Below are 19,518 nucleotides of genomic sequence, written 5' to 3' on the forward strand. Positions count from 1 at the left end.
ATGCTTAAACTATAGATAACGACCTATAATATAGATTATATATTGTTTAAATAGCACTTTGGTCTGGAGTAATGCCCATTAATTTGCGTTCAAATTCATCATTACTTACGATAGATTTCGTTTTTACCCGATTTTTGTAAGAATAAATCGTGTTTACAGAGTAATCTAAAATTCCAGCTATTCTTTCATTATCATGTATGCCCATTCTTATTAAGGCAAAAATGCGAAGTTCTGTGTTCATCAATTCGTTTTTGCCTAAAACAATCTTATTCTCCAGACTAAAAAGCTGATTGAAATCTATAATGAACGATGGAAAAACTTTTAGAAAAATACGATCGAAAGTTTGTAGCAGCTCTTCCCTTTCTTTATCTAAGTGTAGAGTTTCTAAAGTACGCAATGCATCATCGTAACTTCTTGCCTGCAGTTTTTTTTCGATAGTTTTCTTAAACTTTTCCAGTTTTTCTAAATAACGAGAGTTGATGTTAAAGTAATAACCTATATAATCGTTTTTAATAAGATTTGCTTCTGCCAATTGTTGGTTTGCCATCTGTAAACTTTTGTTGGCATCAACAATAATTTCATCTGCCTTTTTTAATTTTTTAAGCTGTCTAAATACAATTATTGCAAAATATACAACAGCCACAACCAACAGCGTAATTAACAAGGCGTAAATGATCAATTGTCTCCGCTGCGCTTCTACTGTTTTAATTTTTTCTCCTTCTATAATAGGCAAAATATTGCCCACTTGTATCTCGCGGTGACGCGCGCCATAAAAATTTGCGTCGTCCATTGCTTGTTTTATATAGCTGTAGGAGTTTTTCATGTCGCCACGTTTATATAAAATGTCTGAAAGACTTAGCAGCGCAGTGGTTTCTTTGGTGGCCGATTTTATATCGGATATTGCCGCCTTAATTAAAAGCTCCAGCGCCTTTTGGCTATTGCCTTTTTGAGCGTAGATATAAGCTAAGGTACTGGCGTTTATGGCGTATTGATGAAGATCCATCTTCATGTTTATAAGCCGTTGATATGCGCTTAAAGATTGCTCGAAATCGCCCTCTCGCAAAGATTTTAAACCACTTAAGAAAAGATATTCGTAGGAGGTAGGAGGTATTTTAGAGAGCGCTTCGGTAATTAGCTTGCCACCAAGTTTGTTGTATTTTTCTGTCAGGGCGGGGTTGCGGTCAAAATCTGCAAGATCGTAATAACTCCTAGAGGCGAGCGCGTAGTATTCTATTTTCTCTTGCCCACTTAATTGTGCGGTGTCTATTTCGTTTAAAATCTCAAACGTTTCTTTAAACATGCCCGAAGACAGCATGGTAAAACCAAGTTTTACATTCGCATAAGCTATTTTTGATGGATTTTGCTCGCGTATCGCTTCTTGCTGCATTAAATGCGCGTAGGTATAGGCAGAATCGTAGTTAAAAGTCTTATAGGCTTCGTAAAGGTTTAGATATGCAAAGTAATTGGATTTTCTACCCGAACTATGCAACTGGTTCTTTAAAACGTTAATTTTATCTCGCTTTAGACTAATGTAAGACTGCTCATTTTTTAATACAGTGTTCAGTTCTGACAAAAGACTATCTACCCTAGATTGCCCTTGTGCCGGAAAAGCAACCGCCATTAAAAGCAATGCAAAAAGAAGATTTTTATAAGTGCGCAATAACATCTAAAATTTAGATTAAAACTATCCTAGAAACTTTAAATATCGGATTAAATTTGAAGATATTCTATTTTTAGCAGGGTTAGTATATTTTTTTTGTTGTGAAGTTTGATGGATTATCCAACGGTTGAGCATTCGGCGAGTTTATCGGTTGATGGTTGGGACAAATTAACGGCTGCACCATAGAAATGCCTTTTGCCTAGAGAAATTTATTTCTTCTAATCTCCTAAAGAACAATTAAATGCGACAGAACTGGTAAGCCTTTTTTAAATCTATCTTTGCAGGGCCAAATATTGTGCGAACGTCTTTACATTAGCAGCTGTACTTTGCAATTCATTACGGGAAAGCAAGAAACAGCGTTTGGAGTTGCCCTAATTTTTTGTAACCTGTTGCATTCATGTGTATCGCATCGTGATAGTACAAAGATTTATTGTATATGCTATATCCGCCTAAAAAAAACTGATCAAGAACAGGTATTCCATGAAGCTCGCAAACCCTTTTTTGCATTTCAACATATTTATTCACTCCCCCTGCATAAAACGGGTCATATCCGCCCCGATCATTAAAAGCCTTGCTAGAAGTAAAAAAGTAAATAATGGCTTTTGGATTTATTTCATAAATTTTCTTTATACAATAGTTAATTCCTCCAGCTTGGGTAACTAATTTTTCCTTATCAAAATGATCAAATTCAGTATAATCTGTATAGGTTCCAACCTCTCTATGGTTTGTATAGTCGTTTGTTGATGCCCAAAGCACATAAATATCAAATACACCAGCTTCATTAACCTGCTGCTGTAAAGATTTTCCTTGTAAAGAAGAAAAACCGGCACCGCCAACTCCAAAATTGCTAACCTTCATTCCCAAACATCTTTCCCATAAAACTTTAGCACTGTCGCTTGCTGGTACTACAGAAACAGAACCTCCAAAAACGGCCACAGATTTCCCATAGTTAAAAGATTCTTTAAAACTTATCGGTTTAACCCTATTTTGCGAATAAATACTAGTCGACAATAGGATTAATAAAACCGTCAAATAGTTCATTTTTCTTTTCATATTGTATTTTTTTTGTTAGATATATATCGGGGGATATACTTGTATCCTTTATAAATGAAGTTGGTCTAATTCGATGGCCTAAATTAACAATAAAATTAATTTTGCTGCTGTAGACCGAGAATTTTAATTGCGAAATAAGAAAAACCTGGAAATTGTTGCACTAACAGCAATTGAAGATTATTTTAAGCCTAAGGCTTTAATCTGCATTTAAATATCTAAAACTCTTCCGCAACATTTCGAACACAAAATTACCTGTTGTAGACTTTTGAAACTTGGCCTGAATAATTGCCGTTCTTCTTGGTGCCACAACTCGGTTAGATTGATGCGTGTGGAAAACGTAGTTTAGTTTCCCCTTCCCATCCAGAAAGAAATCACCGTGGCCGGTACCATTAATAGAAGTTTGTTTTTTGCTCAATATAGGATTACCCGAAAATTTCTTCCATGGGCCTAAAGGGCTTTTGCTTATTGCATACCCTACAGCATAATCAGGATTACGGAAATCGTTTGCCGAATAAAAAAGGTAATAAATATGGTTTCTTTTGAGGACGGTTGGCCCTTCGGTAACGCCCCAATCGGTGTTGGCTGTGTTTTCCCAACCTTCTTGTGCATGTAGGCATTCTACTGCTGTAGCTTCTTTAATCGACTGTAAATCATCGTTCATTTCGGCAACATACATTCGGTTTCCTCTTTCTAACCTTACATGATATAAGTAGATTTTCCCCTTATCGAAAAACACAAAAGGATCTATTATTTTTACGGGGGCTGCTATTGGCTTTTTCTCTTTTTGCGTGAAAGGACCAAGCGGGCTATCACTTTCCGCTATTGCGATTTGCTCGTTGGCCACGTAAGCCATAAAGAACTTTTTGTGGTAGTAAAAAACCTGTGGCGCCCAAAAGCCTTTCGACCCAAAAGCTTCGCCTTTTTTTAGTACGATACCCTCATTTTTCCAATGTACTTTATCTTGCGAGGCATAAGCTATAAACCCATTGTTAGAACCACTTTCGTTTGTACCGTATAAATAATAAGTTTTATGATGATAGAAAATGGTTGGATCTGCTAAATTGATTTGCTTGCTGCTCTGGGCGTAACTGCTTTGCATCGCGAGGAGCGTAATTAGAAAGCACCACAAACACCTTAATCTTCGTATCATCATATTTTTATTGAGTTACATCACTAAAAGCATGGCTAGATTAATTAAAAATGAGGTAAGAAAATCTTCCGATAACATAACCTGCAAAATAAGTTATCCCGATGGATGCAAAAGCAAGGAAGATGTAGATTGGTAGATTTTTTCTCATAATGTTTGTGTTGTAAATGGGCATCAGTATGGATTTTAGAATCTTTTTTTAGACTAATGCGTCAGTTTAAATTATTTTCTAGTTGTTACTTCGATTGTTTTTCCATCAGTCATTCCAAGTTTGTAAATTGGCAATAGACATAAAATGAAAATCGATCCAATAATTACCCAACGGATATAAATGTTGTTTGAGTCGAATATTTTTTCTAGGAGTATTCCCATATTATTTTTAAATTGTTGGTTACTAAGTTAGTTGTTATCTTCGAAAAACGTATTATAAATTTTAAAAAGAGCACAAGGGAAGAAATTGACTTCTAGCATTATCATAATTTCGCTAAAAAATCTTTTTGACCTCGGTGGCGTTTAAGATTAGTTTGACCACTCCTTGCATCCCGCAAAAGCGGAAAAAAAGCAAAAAAGGTTTTGACTAATTTTTTTACATGTCTACTTAAGTTCTAGAACCACCACAGAGAAGGGTGGGATTTCTACAGTTAAATTTTTGGCGTTCAATTTAGCACCATTAAATACTTGCGGATGGATTTCATTAGGTTTATCGAAAGAGTTAAAATCTTGCAGTTTTGCTGATTTTAAAATACGACCTGTAACCGTTTTATAGGCTTCGTCTCCCAAATCGATAGTTATGGTTTGCTTTTTTACAGGATCTATGTTTACCAAAGAAATATGTGTAGAACCTACTTTGTCTTTAGACGCAGATGCAGAAACTGCCGGCAATGCTTTACCATTGTGTACATAATTTTCTGATTTTACCTGTATAGGAATGAGCGTTGCATCTTGGTGCACGTTGTACATTTCCATTACATGATAGGTCGGCGTTTCTATGATTTTGTTGCCTTTTGTTAAAATAACAGCTTGCAATACATTTACCGCTTGCGCAAGGCAGGCCAACCTTACCCTATCGGCATGGTTGTTAAAAATATTTAGGGTACAACCCGCAATCATGGCATCTCTCATGGTATTTTGCTGATACAAAAACCCCGGATTTGTGCCCGGTTCTACATCATACCAACCTCCCCATTCGTCTACCACCAACGCAATTTTCTTTTTAGGATCGTACTTATCCATAATGGCCGAATGCTTGATAACCAATTCGTCCATAAACAGGGCGCTTTTCATCGTTTTGAAATACTCATCTTCATTAAATTTGGTGGCAGAACTTTTATGATTCCAATCGACAGAATAGTGGTGCATGGCAACACCTTGAAGCATGTGATTTGGAATATCGCGCATCAATGTTTCGGTCCAATGGTAATCGTCATCACTTGCACCAGATGCTATTTTAAAAAGGCCACCATCTACTCCCGGATCGCTCATAAATGTGGCGTACTTTCTATAAATATCTTTGTAATAATCGGCAGTCATATTGCCACCGCATCCCCAAGCTTCGTTTCCTACGCCCCAATACTTTACTTTCCAGGGTTTGTCTTGTCCGTTTTTTCTGCGAAGATCAGACATTGGACTTTTTGCATCGTAATTTACATATTGCACCCAATCGGCAAGTTCTTGCACTTCGCCGCTACCAACGTTTCCAGAAAGGTAAGGTTCGGCACCAATTTCCTTACACATATTTAAGAAATCGTGCGTTCCAAAACTATTATCTTCGGTAACGTTTCCCCACCAAGTATTTACCATACTTGGTCTCTTGGACTTATCGCCAATTCCATTTTTCCAATGATAGGTATCGGCAAAACAGCCGCCCGGCCACCGTAAAATGGGCACTTTTAACTTCTTTAGAGCCGCAATAATGTCGTTTCTAACGCCATTTGTATTTGGAATTTGCTTATTTCCTTCGCCCACGTAAAAGCCATCATAAATACATCTTCCTAAATGCTCTGCAAAATGCCCGTAAATATTTTTATTGATGGTTACGGGATTTTTACTTGCTTCTAACTGCACCGTGTTTTGGGCAGAAGCTGCGTTTAACATGCCTAAGGCCATTAAAAATAACAGGGGTTTTTTCATGGGGAAATTTTGATATATTAGTTTGCGTTCGTCTATATGCTGTTCATTTTCACTCGATTCCTAAAATTTCTTTGGCAAGCTCGATGGTTCGTTCGTTACCTGTATGTTTCCCACTCTCATCAGAAAGTTTTACCACGTCAATCCAGTCATCATCTTTTGGCATGGCTTGGGTCATTTTAATTACCATATTCATTGGTTTTGCACCCACATCGTTGGTTAAACTTGTACCGATGCCGAAAGAGATTCCAATTTTTTCTTTACAAGCTTTAGCAATGTGCGCTACTTTCTCGTAGTTCAATCCGTCTGAAAAAATAATGGTTTTGCTTAGCGGATCAATGCCCATCTTTTTATAGTGTGCAACAAGTTTATCGGCAAACTCTAAAGGGTCGCCACTATCGTGCCGAACGCCGTCAAACAATTTCGAGAACATTTTATCAAATTGCCTAAAAAAAACATCGGTGGTATAGGTGTCTGATAAAGCAATGCCCAAATCTCCGCGATAAACTTCTGCCCAATGGCTTAAACCCATTACATTTGCCATTTTAAATCCATATCGAGCACCGTGAAACATAAACCATTCGTGCGCATGCGTACCAATTGGCTTGGTGTTAAACTTCATGGCAAAATGAACATTGCTAGTACCTATAAAAGCGCCTTTGCCAAATTTACTCAGCGCACCCATAACCAAATGATGCACATGGTAAGAATGCCGCCGTCTTGTACCAAACTCGGCTACGGTAATGCCCAACTGACGATAGTTTTCGATTTTACTTTTTGTTTTCTCTATAATTTCTTCGTCAGAAACCCTAGCTAAATCTTTCATTACATAAAAAAGCTCGCTAATAAGCGATAGAATTGGCACTTCCCATAAAATGGTGCGGTACCACAGTACTTCAATATGCACCTCTATCTCATCTGCAGTTTGCACTATAGAAACTTCTTCGGGATTATAGGTGTATCCTTCTAAAAAATCTAAATAAACTGGGTCTAAGTATGGACAAGATTGTTCTAAAAAATATTTTTCGTCTTTGGTTAATTTCAGCGTTGCCATTGCATCGATTGCAGCACGCAACGCTTGGTCAAAATTAGGGGGGAAAGCGTGCTGCCCGCGGTTGATAAATTTATATCGCGCACGCGCAAAAGGAAATAATTTAATCACTCCCTGTTGCATCGTAAACTTGTAAAAGTCGTTATCTAATATGGAGGTAAATCCTGCTTGCGGTTTTAGGTTTGTCATATCATATTAATAACCCATTCGACTTTGTTATTCGCTCAGCAATGCTGTTTTACTTTCATCTAACTTTGCTTCCTCGGCATCGCCCAATGTAGGGAATTTTAAATTTAAACTTTTCAACTTATCTGTAATAATTTCGCTTATTGCCAAGCGGGCATACCACTTTTTATCTGCCGGAATAATGTGCCAAGGCGAATCTTTAGTGGCAGTTTCGTTAATAGCTTCCTCGTAGGCGTCCATATATTTACCCCAGAGCGCTCGTTCCTTTAAATCTCCAGAAGAAAATTTCCAATTTTTTGTGGGGTCGTCTATCCTATCCAAAAACCTGTCTTTTTGTTCTTCTTGGCTCACATTTAAAAAAAACTTTAAAATAACTGTTCCATTGGCGATTAAGTGTTTCTCGAAATTTCTGATGCTCTCATAGCGTTGTGACCAAAACTTCTTATTAATGTCGGAAACGTTAGCGTAACCTGGAATATGTTCGTTTAGAATATATTCTGGATGTACCTTACAAACCAGCACATTCTCGTAGTGCGATCTATTATGGATACCAATTCTGCCGCGCTCTGGCAAAGCTCGGTAATGGCGCCATAAAAAATCGTGGTCGTATTCTAAAGCACTTGGCGTTTTAAAGCTAAATACTTGGCAACCTTGCGGATTTAAGCCACTCATTACATGTTCTATCGCACTATCTTTACCGGCAGCATCCATCGCTTGGAAAAGAATAAGTATAGAGCTACTGTCATCGGCATACAACTTTTCTTGCAAATCGCTCATTTCTATTTTAGCTTTTGCCAAGTCGTCTTTGCCTTGTTTTTTATGGTAATCGCCAGTATTATTTGTTTTGGCATTTTTTAACACAAATTTATTACCGCCATGTACAATAAGTTCTTTAAATTCGTTTTTCATACTTAGTGTTTTAAGATAGAATGAAATTTAAATATAGACTAAAAAAATCCGAAATTAATAGCCTGCTCATTATTTATAGTTTTTCATATATTTAAGCCCACAGCATTTAGCCTTTACCACCATCTACTTTAATATGTTTAAAGAAATAAAAAACAGATACTTACGCTACTTTATAATCCTAATTTACTTCATCATTATTTTCTTTGCATCGCTACAATTAAATTTTCTGGGGTTATTTGGGTATTCACCAAGCCGGAGCGACATTAAGCAACCTACACAAAGAGTTGGTTCTGAGCTCTACACCGCAGATGGAAAATTAATTGGCAGATATTATAAGGAAAACCGCACTCCTGTAAATTATAACGAAATTCCGACCAGCGTAATCAATGCTTTGGTGGCGACAGAAGACGTGCGTTTCTATAAGCATTGGGGCATCGATTTTCAAGCGGTTGGCAGAGCGGTTATTGGCTTAGGGCAAGATGGCGGTGCAAGTACCATTACCCAACAATTGGCAAAGAACCTATACCGCACGAGGTATAACAAATCGCAAGGGTTGCTTGCAAAAATACCCGTGATAAGAACTGTTATTTTTAAGTTTAAAGAATGGATGACAGCCGTAAAGCTAGAAGCCAATTACTCTAAAAACGACATCATCACCATGTATTTAAATACTGTGTCGTTCGGCAATAACACTTATGGCATAAAAACGGCGAGTAGAATTTATTTTGATAGGGAACCAAAAAATTTAAAAATCGAAGAATCTGCCCTTTTGGTTGGTATGTTAAAAGGAACAACCCTTTATAACCCGACTAAAAATCCAAAAAATGCCCTTAATCGGCGCAATGTGGTTTTTACCCAAATGAACAAGTACCATTATTTGAGTACGGATAGCATGGTGATGCTTAAAAGCGAGCCTATAACACTTAATGCAGGAAAATTAGACGACAGCAGCGATGGCGATTCTTATTTACGCGCTGCCGTGGCAAAGTATTTAGAAAAATGGTGTAAAGACAATGGATACGATTTGTACGAAGATGGCTTAAAAATTTACACCACCATCGATTCTAAATTGCAAAAATATGCTGAAGAAGCTGTGCAAGATGAAATGAAGATTTTACAACGTAGGTTTTACAACGTTTGGGGAAAAGAAGATCCATGGTATGATTCTGAGAAGAAAAAGGTTGACTTTCCGGATCGAGCAAAAAAATCGCTGCCAATTTACAACCTGCTGTTAAAGAAATTCCCCAATCAGCCAGATTCTATAGACAACTACTTTAATAAAAAGAAGCGCATGCAGATCTTTACCTATAAAGGTGATAGAGATACGCTGTTCTCTACCATGGATTCCATTCGTTACTACGGTAAAATCTTAAATACAGGTATGATGACCATGGAGCCATCAAGCGGAAAAATTAAAGTATGGGTGGGCGGCATAGACCATAAATTTTTCAAATATGACCATGTAAATCAGGCCAAACGGCAAGCCGGCTCTACTTTTAAACCGTTTGCATACCTCACGGCACTTGAGCAAGGCATGAGCCCATGCGATAAAATGACCGATAAGCCTGTTAGGATTGAGTATCAAGACAAAGGAGTTACTAAATATTGGGAGCCTAAGAATGCAGACTGGGGCAATACTTATCAAGACATGAGCTTACGTTTGGCTATGGCAAGATCCGTGAATTCCATCACGGCACAACTTACCGAAAAAGTAGGCTGGGACAATGTGGTAAAATGGGCGCATGAATGTGGTATAGATAGCCACTTAGAATCCGTTCCATCGGTAAGTTTGGGATCTAACGATGTTAATGTCTACGAGATGGTTAAAGCCTATAGCACCTTTATGGGCAAAGGCGTAAGAACCGACCCAATTTTGGTAGAAAAAATTACCGACCAAGATGACAAGGTAATAGAAGACTTCGTTCCAAAAACTAAGAAGGTGTTAAGTGACGAAATTGCCTGGTTGATGACGTATATGTTTAGAGGTGGAATGGAAGAACCTGGAGGTACATCGCAGGCTTTATGGGAATGGCCAAACCTATTTAAAAAGAACAACCAAATTGGTGGAAAAACTGGTACATCTTCTGATTATGTAGATGCTTGGTATATGGGATTAACGAAAGATTTGGTGACAGGCGTATGGGTAGGTTGCGATGAGCGTACAGCGCATTTTAAAAATGGCGACCAGGGAGAAGGGTCTCATACTGCACTACCTATTTTTGCCAAATTTATGGAAAAAGTCTATCTAGATCCCAACTCGGGATACACTTATGGCCCTTTTCCTAAACCAACCGTACCAATTACTCGCAGCTACAACTGCCCGAGTCCGCGGATTGTAAGAGACACCGCAACGGTAGATACGACAGTTGTTGATTCTACAAGTTTTGAGCCACCTGCTGTAGAAGACCAACAGCAACAGACGCCCACAGAAACAGCACAACCTGTGGTAAAAAAAGAAGAACCAAAAAATACACCACCCAAGAATACGCCACCTGTTACTGCAACACAGCCGCTTAGCAACAAAGAAGAGCGAGAACTTAAAAGAAAACAAAGACAAGAAGAGCGAGAACGAAGAAAAAAAGGAAATGAATAACTGCTGAACATAGATTTTGGTTGTGATATTAAAACTTTGCTAAAGAACCTGTAAAATCTTTTTTGATCGATAATCCGTACATTTATAACATAATATTTCAAACGCACAACACATGAAAATTGGCCATTTCAAATTGAGGCGACTTGCCCCTGTTTTAATCTTATTAGCTGTTTCTTTATCTGCGCAAGCCCAATATTTTGGTCAAAACAAAGTGAGGTATAAAAAAATGGATTTTAAAGTGTTGCAGACGCCGCATTTTGAAATCTACTATTACTTAAAAAATCCTGCTTTTATAAAAAAATTCTCTCAAGATGCAGAGACTTGGTACAAAATGCACCAAGAAGTTTTTAGAGATACTTTTTTAACAAAAAACCCGATTATCCTATACAACAACCACGCAGATTTTCAACAAACAACTGTGTTAGATGGCGATATTGGAATTGGAACAGGCGGTGTAACGGAGGCCTTAAAAAACCGCGTAATTATGCCCATTATGGATTTGAGCAGTCAAACCAGGCACGTACTTGGGCATGAGCTTGTGCACGCTTTCCAATATCATTTGTTGCTCGAAAAGGATTCTATAAGTTTAGAAAATGTTGGCCAAACGCCGCTGTGGATGGTTGAGGGAATGGCTGAGTATTTATCAATTGGAAAAAAAGACGCCTTTACTTCTATGTGGATGCGCGACGCCATGTTAAACCGAGATATTCCTTCTCTTAAAGACCTTACAAATTCAAACAAATATTTCCCTTACAGATACGGTCAAGCATTCTGGACTTATATTGGCTCGCAATATGGCGATACCACCATCGTTCCACTATTTAAAAATACCGCAAAATACGGCTACGAAAACGCCATAAAATACACTTTCGGATATGACGACCAGACTTTATCTGGTTTATGGAAAAAATCCATTGATGACCATTATAGGCCGATGCTGAAAGCCGACAGCAGCCAGATTAAGATTATAGGAACCAAAATCCTCGATAATAAAAATGCCGGCAACCTAAATGTTGCTCCATCTCTTAGCCCAGATGGTAAGTACATTTCTTTTATGAGCGATAAAGATCTTTTTGGTATAGACTTATACCTTGCAGATGCAAAGACCGGAAAGGTTATTAGAAAATTGAGTAGTCAGGTTAGAAATAGCGATATTGACAATTACAATTTTATAGAATCTGCTGGCGCTTGGTCTCCAGACGGAAAACAGTTTGCTTTTAGTATTTTTAGTCAAGGAAAGAACGAACTTCTAATCATCAATGTGGCAAATGGAAATACGGTGTTGCGCACAAAACTGGGCGATGTTGCCGAGTTTAGCAATTTATCTTGGTCGCCAAATGGGAAGGATATTGCGTTTTCTGGTTTATTAGAAGGCCAAAGTGACATATTTTCTTACAATCTAGATAGTAAACAGGTAACCAACATTACCAACGATGTTTATTCTGATTATGCACCAAGCTTTTCTCCGGACGGCAAAAAAATTGTTTTTTCTTCTGAAAAAGTTGCTGTAGAATCAAACAATGTCGCCGCGGTAAACCCTATAAATTTATCTGTTTATGACATCGACTCTAAGACAATTTCTAATATTGATGTATTTGCCGGTGCCAACAACTTAAATGCGCAGTTTTCTGGCGATAGTCAACACGTATATTTCCTATCCAATAGAGATGGATTTAGAAACCTATACAAGTATAATTTCGCAGACAATACGGTAGATCAACTTACAGATTATTTTACCGGAATTAGCGGGATTACAGAATACTCTCCCGCCATTTCGGTATCTAGGAATGACGAGATTGCTTATAGTTATTACCGTTATCAGAGATACACACTTTACGATACGAAGCTAAGTTCATTTACGCCAAAGAGAGTTGGAAATCAAGATGTAAATTTCGATGCAGCTATCCTCCCTCCAATGGAAAATTATGGGGTAAACATCATCAATTCAAACCTTAAAAATTTCGATAGATTTGAAAAAGTAAATCAAGATTCAGTTAGGCTTGTGCCTTATCGCCCAAAATTTAAGTTAGATTATTTGGCAAACAGCGGAGTCGGGGTTTCTACAAGCAGGTTCGGCACCGGTGTGCAAGGCGGTATTGTTGGCATGTTTAGCGATATTTTGGGAACCAACAAAATCATTGCAAATCTATCTGTAAATGGAGAAATTTACGATTTTGGAGGCTTGGTGGGCTACATCAACCAAGAAAGCAGAATAAATTGGGGGGCGGCTATTTCGCACATCCCTTACACTTCTGGCTTTAGTTCTTACGGAGTTGAACAGTTGCCTGCAAACGGTGGGGGAAATATCGATGCCATTAATTATCGCACAGACATCATCCGTACTTTCGAAGATCAATTTCAGGTGTTCGGAGCATATCCGTTCAGCAAGATACATAGATTCGAACTTGGCGGCGCATTTTCCCATTACAGTTACAGAATCGATCGATACAGCAACTATTATAGTCAACAAGGATATTACTTAGGATCGCAGCGAAGTAAATTAAGCAATGACCAAGCAGAAATGGATTATGGAGTTCCGTTTAATCCCTTTACCCTTTATCAACTAAACGCGGCTTTTGTAGGCGACAATTCTCTACTTGGTCTTACCGCACCGCTCGAAGGTTTTAGGTATCGGGTAAGCGGCCAAAAATACTTGGGGACTTATGATTTTTATGCCGTTACCGCCGATTTAAGAAAATATTGGCGCGTTAAACCTGTTACCATTGCTGTACGTAGTTATAACGATTTTAGGATTGGAAAAGATGCAGATAGGCTCTATCCAAATTATATTGGTTACTCTTACTTGATAAGAGGTTATGAAGCAAATTCTATTTACAAAACGCAAACGGGTAACGTAAGTAACACCTTTAACATTAACCAATTGAGCGGCAGCAAGATTGCGGTGTTTAACTTCGAATTGAGGCTTCCATTTACCGGGCCTAAAAAATTGGCACAAATACCCTCAAAATTGTTGTTTTCTGATCTAAATTTATTTTTTGACGCAGGCGTAGCTTGGACAAACGACACGAAGGTTGCGTTTAAATCTAATCCGACCTATACAACCGAACCGGTATTAGACAATCAGGGAAATCCTGTGTCAGATGCCAATGGCGACCCCCTAACTTACCAAAGCACAAACGAGCGTACGCCCGTAATGAGTGCAGGAGTTTCTTTAAGGGTAAATGTATTTGGGTACTTTGTGTTGGAGCCTTATTATGCTTTTCCTTTTCAACGGAAAGATGTTAAAGCAGGTGTGTTTGGGTTGACGTTTGCGCCAGGTTGGTAATTGCAAACCTCCTTTAATTTAGTGAAGAAAGCTAAATTTAAATACCTATTTTATTGATTTAATTTATGGATTACAGAAAATACGTTTACATACCCGCAGTGCCAGAAGAAGTTTATCTGGCGGTTACCAAACCTCTAAGCATCCAATTATGGACAGGTGCCGAGGTTGAATTTGAAGAACAAGCAGAAACAGAATTTTTGTTTTGGGATGGTGATATTTGCGGGAAAAACCTTGCCTTCGAATATGGAAAAAAGATAGAACAAGAGTGGTATTTTGGCACGCAGAAAGAAAAATCTATGGTAACCATAAAGCTGCACCCAGATAAAACTGGCACTTCTTTGGAATTTCGGCAAACCAATATTCCAGATGAGGATTTTGAAGATTTTACAGCTGGTTTGGAAGAAAATTATTTTGGCGGACTGATAGATTTTTTTGAAGAATAGCCACTTCTGTTAAAAAAAGCAGAAGTAAAACCGAACAAAAGTGGGATCTTGTTTCCCTTGTTGAATTTATAAACTCAAAACTCTTTTAATCGCCTCTTTAATTTCTTGAAGAGTATTTATATCGATAAATCCTATTTTTTTGATAAGCCGTTTTTGCGACAGCGATCGAATTTGGAAACAATCGGCAGAGGAAACTTTTGCAAGCCCATTGCTTACGCTAAGGTTGATTTTCACCATCCATGGAGCAATTTTATAATGCTCCTTCCAATCTGTAATTGGTACAATAATTTTAAGTGGCAGTTTACCAAGTCCGTCATCATTCACAATTACCGCAGGTCTCGTTTTCCTTATTTCAGCACCTTTTGTTGGGTCAAGATCGATTAACCAGGCTTCATTTTGCCTCATAAAAACCATCTAAATCTATGCTATTAAAGGAAGTTAACTCTTCGTCGTTCGTATAATCGTTAAAAAGCATATCGGCTGCAACTTCCATTTGCTTTCTCTGTTCCTCCTCTTTAATAGATTTTATAGTTTCTTCCACTACATAAAAACGTTGAGGGAGTGGCAACCTTTTAATTTCTTGCATTAAATATCCTGTTTCCATAGCCAACGTCTTCTAATTTAAAATACTATTTCACCTCTGCTTTTTCCAATCCAGAAATGTGTTTTTTGATGCAAACTTATTTTAAAGGTACGAATAAATTATATTTGAGACACCATCCAATAGGAATTGTAACCCATTTAAAAAACATATTCTACCAAATCTTGTTCTCCTTCTAAATTTAACCACTAAACTATGAATAAGACTATAGGAATTATTTTGATTGTTGTAGGAATTGTAATGTTGGTGTGGACTGGCTTCTCTTATACCAAAAAAGAAAAAATTGTAGACGCCGGGCCAATCCAAATATCTGCAGATAAGCAAAAAGATGTTAACTGGCCTCCGTACGTAGGTGGGATTGTTTTATTAGCAGGGGTTATAGTGCTTGTTACTGCTAAGAAAAAATAACCAATTATACTTTGGAATTTTAGGAACAAGACAACTTATCTAATCTGTTAAAATGCGCTGATATTAGCACGAAGATGCTTGTGTTTGACTTGGGTATGAACCCAACTCAAATTTTAAAAACTGGATTGTTTTTGGCGACTGCCTTTTCAAAACCGTTCTTTTTAGCAATTGCCAAATAAACGATGGGTTTTTTATAGGTGATTGATTCTGGACGAAAGTTCTACTATTTTAGTCAATAATTTGTTTTTCAATATACCTAGAATTCATCAAACCTAACACACCCATGTAGGTAAGGGTAAAAGAGAGCATATCGCCAACTTTTAAACCTTTGCTGTTATCGCCCAAATCCAAAACCAACATATCAGAGCTTGCCTCAATAATTTCAACCTCTTTGTTATCTGGCATCATGTACCGAGGGTTACAATCTAATAAGCCTATATCTAAAATGGCCCTGTAATGCTTCTTACCAATGTCTTGAGGATTGATAGCTGGCATTTCTCCAGACACGTTAATGCTTTGAATTCCACTAGGTGTCTTTGGCTTTTCGAGCAACTCTATAATTTCTGCGTAAAGTTTAAATACATCGTTGTTCATTCCTTTTACCGTTTTGTTTGTAAAAAGATTTAGCCCAAAAAACAACATCTCTCCTATCCTAAAATGGTTTACGGCACTTGGCAACTGTTTTTGGAGCAATAACGGAACGGTTACGCTGGTTCCACCAGAAACCCATGGAATGTGTATGTTAAACTTAGTTTCTATCAATTGCTTGTACAAACTTAGCTGCACAAGTTTATCGTGCGATGGCAATATACCGTTTAAGCAATTTAGGTTTGTACCAAGTCCGACAATATTAATGTTGGGCATATCCACTACCTGTGCATAAAAAGCCATCAACTTATCGCCAATAACTCCCTCGCGCAGATCGCCCATTTCTACCATTATTATAATTTTATGAGTCTTATTCTGCCTTATTGCTTCTTCGCTCAAAAGTTTTATGGTACTCAGCTCGGTATTAAAACTTACATCGGCATAAGTTACTACTTGTTTTAAATTTCTACTTGCCGGCGGCTTAATATACACCGTTTGTGCTTCTGGGGCCACTTGCTTTATGACCTTTAAATTGGTAATTCTGGTGTCGTGAAATTCTGTAACGCCCAACCGAACCAATTCCTCTAAAAATAATTTATTACCGCAGAGCAACTTAGAAACCACTCCCCACTCTACGTTTGCCTCTAAAAACCAAGCTTGAAGCTTTTGATAATTGTGCTCTAGTTTACTGCGATATAACTTTAAATACGCCATTATTTTTTTTTAGTCGATAAAATAATTAGATTTTTGACATCTACCGTTGCAGACGCATCTCTAAATATTTATTACTAAAGCCCAGTCGCTCATATAATTTCTTCGCAGGATTATCTGCTTCCACATGCAGGGCAATATCTCCTTTAGCGGTTTCGATGGTTTTTACCATCAAGGTTTTTCCAAGCCCCTTTCCTCTCATATCTTCGTGCACGGCAATGTAAACCAAAATATTTTCGGGAATATACTTCTTCATCCCGGTTTCGTTTACAACTACAGCTGCAAGAATTTCAGCCTCTTCTACAGCCAAAATAACAAATCCGCCCTTGGCAAACACATAGCCAAGGCAAGCAAGAATGTCTTCTTTCTTATCTCCGAACCGCCCTAAATGGTGTTCTAAAAAAGCCGCAACTTTATGGTTTGTAAAAATTAAATCTTCCCCCGTTTCACCGCTCAGTTTTTTAAAAATCATGTTGACTATTTTTTTTTGAAAAAAGCAGATAAAGTGTAAATACTTTAATTGCTTTTATATAAGAATGTTGCAAATATAAAATTTCAATCGTCAAAATGTAATTTTACTAAATCGTTTTTCTGATAAAATTGCTCTTTACGTATCGTTTTTGTACTTTAGAGCGTCAAATTTTAACCACAATATGAAAAAATTATTTTTTTATCAAGCTTTTGCGTTAACGCTAATTTTGGGCACAAGCTTTTCCATCCGCGCAAGCGCACAACAAGAAATTAAAGCAGAAAGCGTAAAAAACACGGCTACCACTGCTACAAATAGTTTCTATGTAAGCAACAGAGCACCGCTGTTGCAAAGTCATTTTATTAAGCTGCCCATTGGAAGTGTTACGCCCGGCGGGTGGCTACATAAAGCGCTAGAACTGCAAAAAAACGGGTTGACCGGAAATTTGGGCGAAATAAGCATTTGGCTTTCTAAAGACGACAATGCTTGGCTACATAAAGATGGCAAGGGGAAATATGGTTGGGAAGAGCTTCCGTATTGGTTAAAAGGTTATGGAAATATAGCGTATATGCTTAAAGACCCAAAAATGTTATCGGCAACCAAGTTTTGGATCGATGCAGCAATAAACAACCAAAGAGAAAACGGAGATTTTGGACCCTTGGTTTATAAAGGTGAGGGTAAAAGAGACCTTTGGACAAACATGCCGATGCTTTGGTGTTTGCAATCTTATTATGAATACAGCAAAGACCCTAGAGTAATAGAGCTGATGACCAAATATTTTAAATGGGAATTAACCATTCCTGATGATAAATTTTTGGAAGATTATTGGGAAAATAGCCGTGGCGGCGACAACTTGGTAAGCGTTTATTGGCTTTACAACCGTACTGGCGATAAGTTTTTACTAGATTTAGCGACGAAACTAGACAGAAACACCGCCAACTGGCGCCAAAAAGACAATCTACCTAACTGGCACAACGTAAACGTGGCTGAGTGCTTTAGAGAACCCGCAACCTACTATTTACAAAGCCATAAAGAATCTGATTTAATGGCGAGTTATAATGACCAACATTTAGTAAGAAATATTTATGGCCAAGTTCCAGGTGGGATGTTCGGTGCAGATGAAAACGCAAGAAAAGGTTATGACGATCCAAGGCAAGCGGTAGAAACTTGCGGGCTGGTAGAACAAATGACATCAGATGAAATGATGCTGCAGATGACCGGAGACACTTATTGGGCTGCAAATTGCGAAGACGTAGCATTTAACACCTTTTCTGCTGCCTTTACGCCAGATTATAAAGCCTTACGTTATTTAACCGCGCCCAACATGGTTGTTAGCGATTCTAAAAATCATCATCCTGGAATAGATAACTCTGGTCCATTTTTAATGATGAACCCATTTAGCAGCCGTTGTTGCCAGCACAACCATGCAGCAGGTTGGGTTTATTACGCAGAAAACGCTTGGATGGCTACACCAGACAACGGAATTGCAGCACAACTTTACACGCAGAGTTCGGTAAAGGCCAAAGTTGGAAATGGCGCAAATATAACGCTTACAGAAACCACAAAATACCCATTTGAAGATATGGTTGCCTTTAGTGTGGCAACACCAAAAAGTGTTAACTTTCCTTTGTATTTGCGCATTCCAGAATGGTGCAAAAGCCCAGTAATTAAGGTAAATGGAAAAGTAGTTGTGGTAGATGCAACAGCTGGAGAATACGTTAAGGTAACCAAACTTTGGAAAAACAAAGACCAAATTACCCTTCAACTTCCGATGGACATTACCGTTAAACAATGGGCAAAAAATAAAAACAGTGTAAGCGTTAATTATGGCCCACTCACCTATTCCTTAAAAATAGATGAAGACTACATTAAAAAAGACAGTAAAGAAACAGCCATTGGCGATTCTAAATGGCAGGCGAATGCCGACCCTAGTAAATGGCCATCTTTTGAAATTCTACCAAAATCGACTTGGAATTTTGGCCTGTTACTAGACCAAAAAAACCCAAAAAATTCTTTTAAAGTGGTAAGAAGACCTTGGCCAAAAAACGATAATCCTTTTACAAATGCAACCGCACCAATTTTATTAGAGGCAAAAGGAAAAGAAATTCCAAGCTGGACAATAGATTCTACCGGTTTGGCTGGTATACTGCCGCAAAGCCCAGTTAGAACAGAAACAAAAACAACGCCGTTAACGCTTGTACCAATGGGTGGAGCGCGCTTACGTATCTCTGCTTTTCCTGTGGTAGATTAAATACCTTATTCTTACTTAAAAAGCCGCCATATTGG

The 19,518-nt window shown here is 37.9% G+C and carries 15 protein-coding genes; 5 read left to right on the forward strand and 10 right to left on the reverse strand.

All coding sequences use genetic code 11. The features are described from left to right. Positions 1–46: 46 nt before the first annotated feature. The 6 genes from susR to ABIB40_RS13420 form a co-directional block, all read right to left on the reverse strand. Positions 47–1,666: a SusR family glycan utilization regulator gene (susR, locus tag ABIB40_RS13395; protein WP_354359889.1), complete on the reverse strand. Its 1,620-nt coding sequence runs from the start codon at positions 1,664–1,666 to the stop codon at positions 47–49. A 330-nt stretch (positions 1,667–1,996) separates the two neighbouring features. Beyond that, complete coding sequence (locus ABIB40_RS13400; RefSeq protein ID WP_354359890.1) at positions 1,997–2,713, reverse strand: SGNH/GDSL hydrolase family protein; 717 nt, start codon at positions 2,711–2,713, stop codon at positions 1,997–1,999. A 196-nt stretch (positions 2,714–2,909) separates the two neighbouring features. Continuing rightward, on the reverse strand, positions 2,910–3,866 hold the full coding sequence (locus ABIB40_RS13405) for a glycoside hydrolase family 43 protein (RefSeq protein ID WP_354359891.1): 957 nt from the start codon (positions 3,864–3,866) through the stop codon (positions 2,910–2,912). A 588-nt stretch (positions 3,867–4,454) separates the two neighbouring features. Beyond that, a complete protein-coding gene (locus ABIB40_RS13410; protein ID WP_354359892.1) occupies positions 4,455–5,990 on the reverse strand; it encodes an alpha-N-arabinofuranosidase in 1,536 nt (511 codons plus the stop codon). 49 nt (positions 5,991–6,039) lie between these two features. Further along, a complete protein-coding gene (gene pncB, locus ABIB40_RS13415) occupies positions 6,040–7,227 on the reverse strand; it encodes a nicotinate phosphoribosyltransferase (protein ID WP_354359893.1) in 1,188 nt (395 codons plus the stop codon). 27 nt (positions 7,228–7,254) lie between these two features. Then, complete coding sequence (locus ABIB40_RS13420; RefSeq protein WP_354359894.1) at positions 7,255–8,133, reverse strand: polyphosphate kinase 2 family protein; 879 nt, start codon at positions 8,131–8,133, stop codon at positions 7,255–7,257. A gap of 133 nt (positions 8,134–8,266) precedes the next feature. On the opposite strand from ABIB40_RS13420, the gene ABIB40_RS13425 reads away from it, so the two are divergent. The 3 genes from ABIB40_RS13425 to ABIB40_RS13435 all read left to right on the forward strand — a co-directional run bounded on the left by ABIB40_RS13425 (position 8,267) and on the right by ABIB40_RS13435 (position 14,455). Then, positions 8,267–10,726 (forward strand): transglycosylase domain-containing protein, encoded by a 2,460-nt coding sequence (locus ABIB40_RS13425; protein WP_354359895.1) that lies wholly within the window; start codon positions 8,267–8,269, stop codon positions 10,724–10,726. A gap of 112 nt (positions 10,727–10,838) precedes the next feature. Continuing rightward, entirely contained in the window at positions 10,839–14,012 is a 3,174-nt protein-coding gene (locus ABIB40_RS13430) for a peptidase MA family metallohydrolase (protein ID WP_354359896.1), read from the forward strand. A 65-nt stretch (positions 14,013–14,077) separates the two neighbouring features. Next, positions 14,078–14,455, forward strand: coding sequence for an SRPBCC domain-containing protein (locus ABIB40_RS13435; protein ID WP_354359897.1), 378 nt, complete (start codon positions 14,078–14,080; stop codon positions 14,453–14,455). Between the two features lie 66 nt (positions 14,456–14,521). On the opposite strand, the gene ABIB40_RS13440 is transcribed toward ABIB40_RS13435, so the two are convergent. Both ABIB40_RS13440 and ABIB40_RS13445 read right to left on the reverse strand, forming a co-directional pair. Further along, positions 14,522–14,860 (reverse strand): type II toxin-antitoxin system PemK/MazF family toxin, encoded by a 339-nt coding sequence (locus ABIB40_RS13440; RefSeq protein WP_354359898.1) that lies wholly within the window; start codon positions 14,858–14,860, stop codon positions 14,522–14,524. Further along, on the reverse strand, positions 14,847–15,059 hold the full coding sequence (locus ABIB40_RS13445) for a hypothetical protein (RefSeq protein ID WP_354359899.1): 213 nt from the start codon (positions 15,057–15,059) through the stop codon (positions 14,847–14,849). The genes ABIB40_RS13440 and ABIB40_RS13445 overlap by 14 nt, the downstream gene beginning before the upstream one ends. Positions 15,060–15,251: 192 nt before the next feature. Here ABIB40_RS13445 and ABIB40_RS13450 point away from each other — a divergent pair, with 192 nt between their 5' ends. Next, the gene (locus ABIB40_RS13450; RefSeq protein WP_354359900.1) at positions 15,252–15,464 is read left to right on the forward strand and encodes a hypothetical protein; all 213 of its coding nucleotides are present in this window, start codon (positions 15,252–15,254) and stop codon (positions 15,462–15,464) included. A gap of 228 nt (positions 15,465–15,692) precedes the next feature. Here ABIB40_RS13450 and ABIB40_RS13455 read toward each other — a convergent pair whose 3' ends face one another. Together ABIB40_RS13455 and ABIB40_RS13460 are read right to left on the reverse strand one after the other, a co-directional pair. After that, positions 15,693–16,766 (reverse strand): alanine racemase, encoded by a 1,074-nt coding sequence (locus ABIB40_RS13455; RefSeq protein ID WP_354359901.1) that lies wholly within the window; start codon positions 16,764–16,766, stop codon positions 15,693–15,695. Between the two features lie 40 nt (positions 16,767–16,806). Then, positions 16,807–17,235, reverse strand: a complete 429-nt coding sequence (locus ABIB40_RS13460; RefSeq protein WP_354359902.1) for a GNAT family N-acetyltransferase — start codon at positions 17,233–17,235, stop codon at positions 16,807–16,809. Positions 17,236–17,416: 181 nt separating this feature from the next. On the opposite strand from ABIB40_RS13460, the gene ABIB40_RS13465 reads away from it, so the two are divergent. Continuing rightward, complete coding sequence (locus ABIB40_RS13465; protein ID WP_354359903.1) at positions 17,417–19,483, forward strand: beta-L-arabinofuranosidase domain-containing protein; 2,067 nt, start codon at positions 17,417–17,419, stop codon at positions 19,481–19,483. Positions 19,484–19,518: the final 35 nt, after the last annotated feature.

The organism is Pedobacter sp. UYP30 (assembly GCF_040547165.1).
Taxonomy (GTDB): Bacteria; Bacteroidota; Bacteroidia; order Sphingobacteriales; family Sphingobacteriaceae; genus Pedobacter.

Excerpts from the sequence above, each read along its gene's own strand:
- ABIB40_RS13460 (WP_354359902.1), bottom strand. The coding sequence starts at position 17,235 with ATGATTTTTAAAAAACTGAGCGGTGAAACGGGGGAAGATTTAATTTTT.
- ABIB40_RS13405 (WP_354359891.1), bottom strand. The coding sequence starts at position 3,866 with ATGATGATACGAAGATTAAGGTGTTTGTGGTGCTTTCTAATTACGCTC.
- ABIB40_RS13450 (WP_354359900.1), top strand. The coding sequence starts at position 15,252 with ATGAATAAGACTATAGGAATTATTTTGATTGTTGTAGGAATTGTAATG.
- ABIB40_RS13420 (WP_354359894.1), bottom strand. The coding sequence starts at position 8,133 with ATGAAAAACGAATTTAAAGAACTTATTGTACATGGCGGTAATAAATTT.
- ABIB40_RS13425 (WP_354359895.1), top strand. The coding sequence starts at position 8,267 with ATGTTTAAAGAAATAAAAAACAGATACTTACGCTACTTTATAATCCTA.
- ABIB40_RS13435 (WP_354359897.1), top strand. The coding sequence starts at position 14,078 with ATGGATTACAGAAAATACGTTTACATACCCGCAGTGCCAGAAGAAGTT.
- ABIB40_RS13410 (WP_354359892.1), bottom strand. The coding sequence starts at position 5,990 with ATGAAAAAACCCCTGTTATTTTTAATGGCCTTAGGCATGTTAAACGCA.
- ABIB40_RS13465 (WP_354359903.1), top strand. The coding sequence starts at position 17,417 with ATGAAAAAATTATTTTTTTATCAAGCTTTTGCGTTAACGCTAATTTTG.
- ABIB40_RS13455 (WP_354359901.1), bottom strand. The coding sequence starts at position 16,766 with ATGGCGTATTTAAAGTTATATCGCAGTAAACTAGAGCACAATTATCAA.
- ABIB40_RS13430 (WP_354359896.1), top strand. The coding sequence starts at position 10,839 with ATGAAAATTGGCCATTTCAAATTGAGGCGACTTGCCCCTGTTTTAATC.
- ABIB40_RS13445 (WP_354359899.1), bottom strand. The coding sequence starts at position 15,059 with ATGGAAACAGGATATTTAATGCAAGAAATTAAAAGGTTGCCACTCCCT.
- pncB (WP_354359893.1), bottom strand. The coding sequence starts at position 7,227 with ATGACAAACCTAAAACCGCAAGCAGGATTTACCTCCATATTAGATAAC.
- susR (WP_354359889.1), bottom strand. The coding sequence starts at position 1,666 with ATGTTATTGCGCACTTATAAAAATCTTCTTTTTGCATTGCTTTTAATG.
- ABIB40_RS13400 (WP_354359890.1), bottom strand. The coding sequence starts at position 2,713 with ATGAAAAGAAAAATGAACTATTTGACGGTTTTATTAATCCTATTGTCG.
- ABIB40_RS13440 (WP_354359898.1), bottom strand. The coding sequence starts at position 14,860 with ATGAGGCAAAATGAAGCCTGGTTAATCGATCTTGACCCAACAAAAGGT.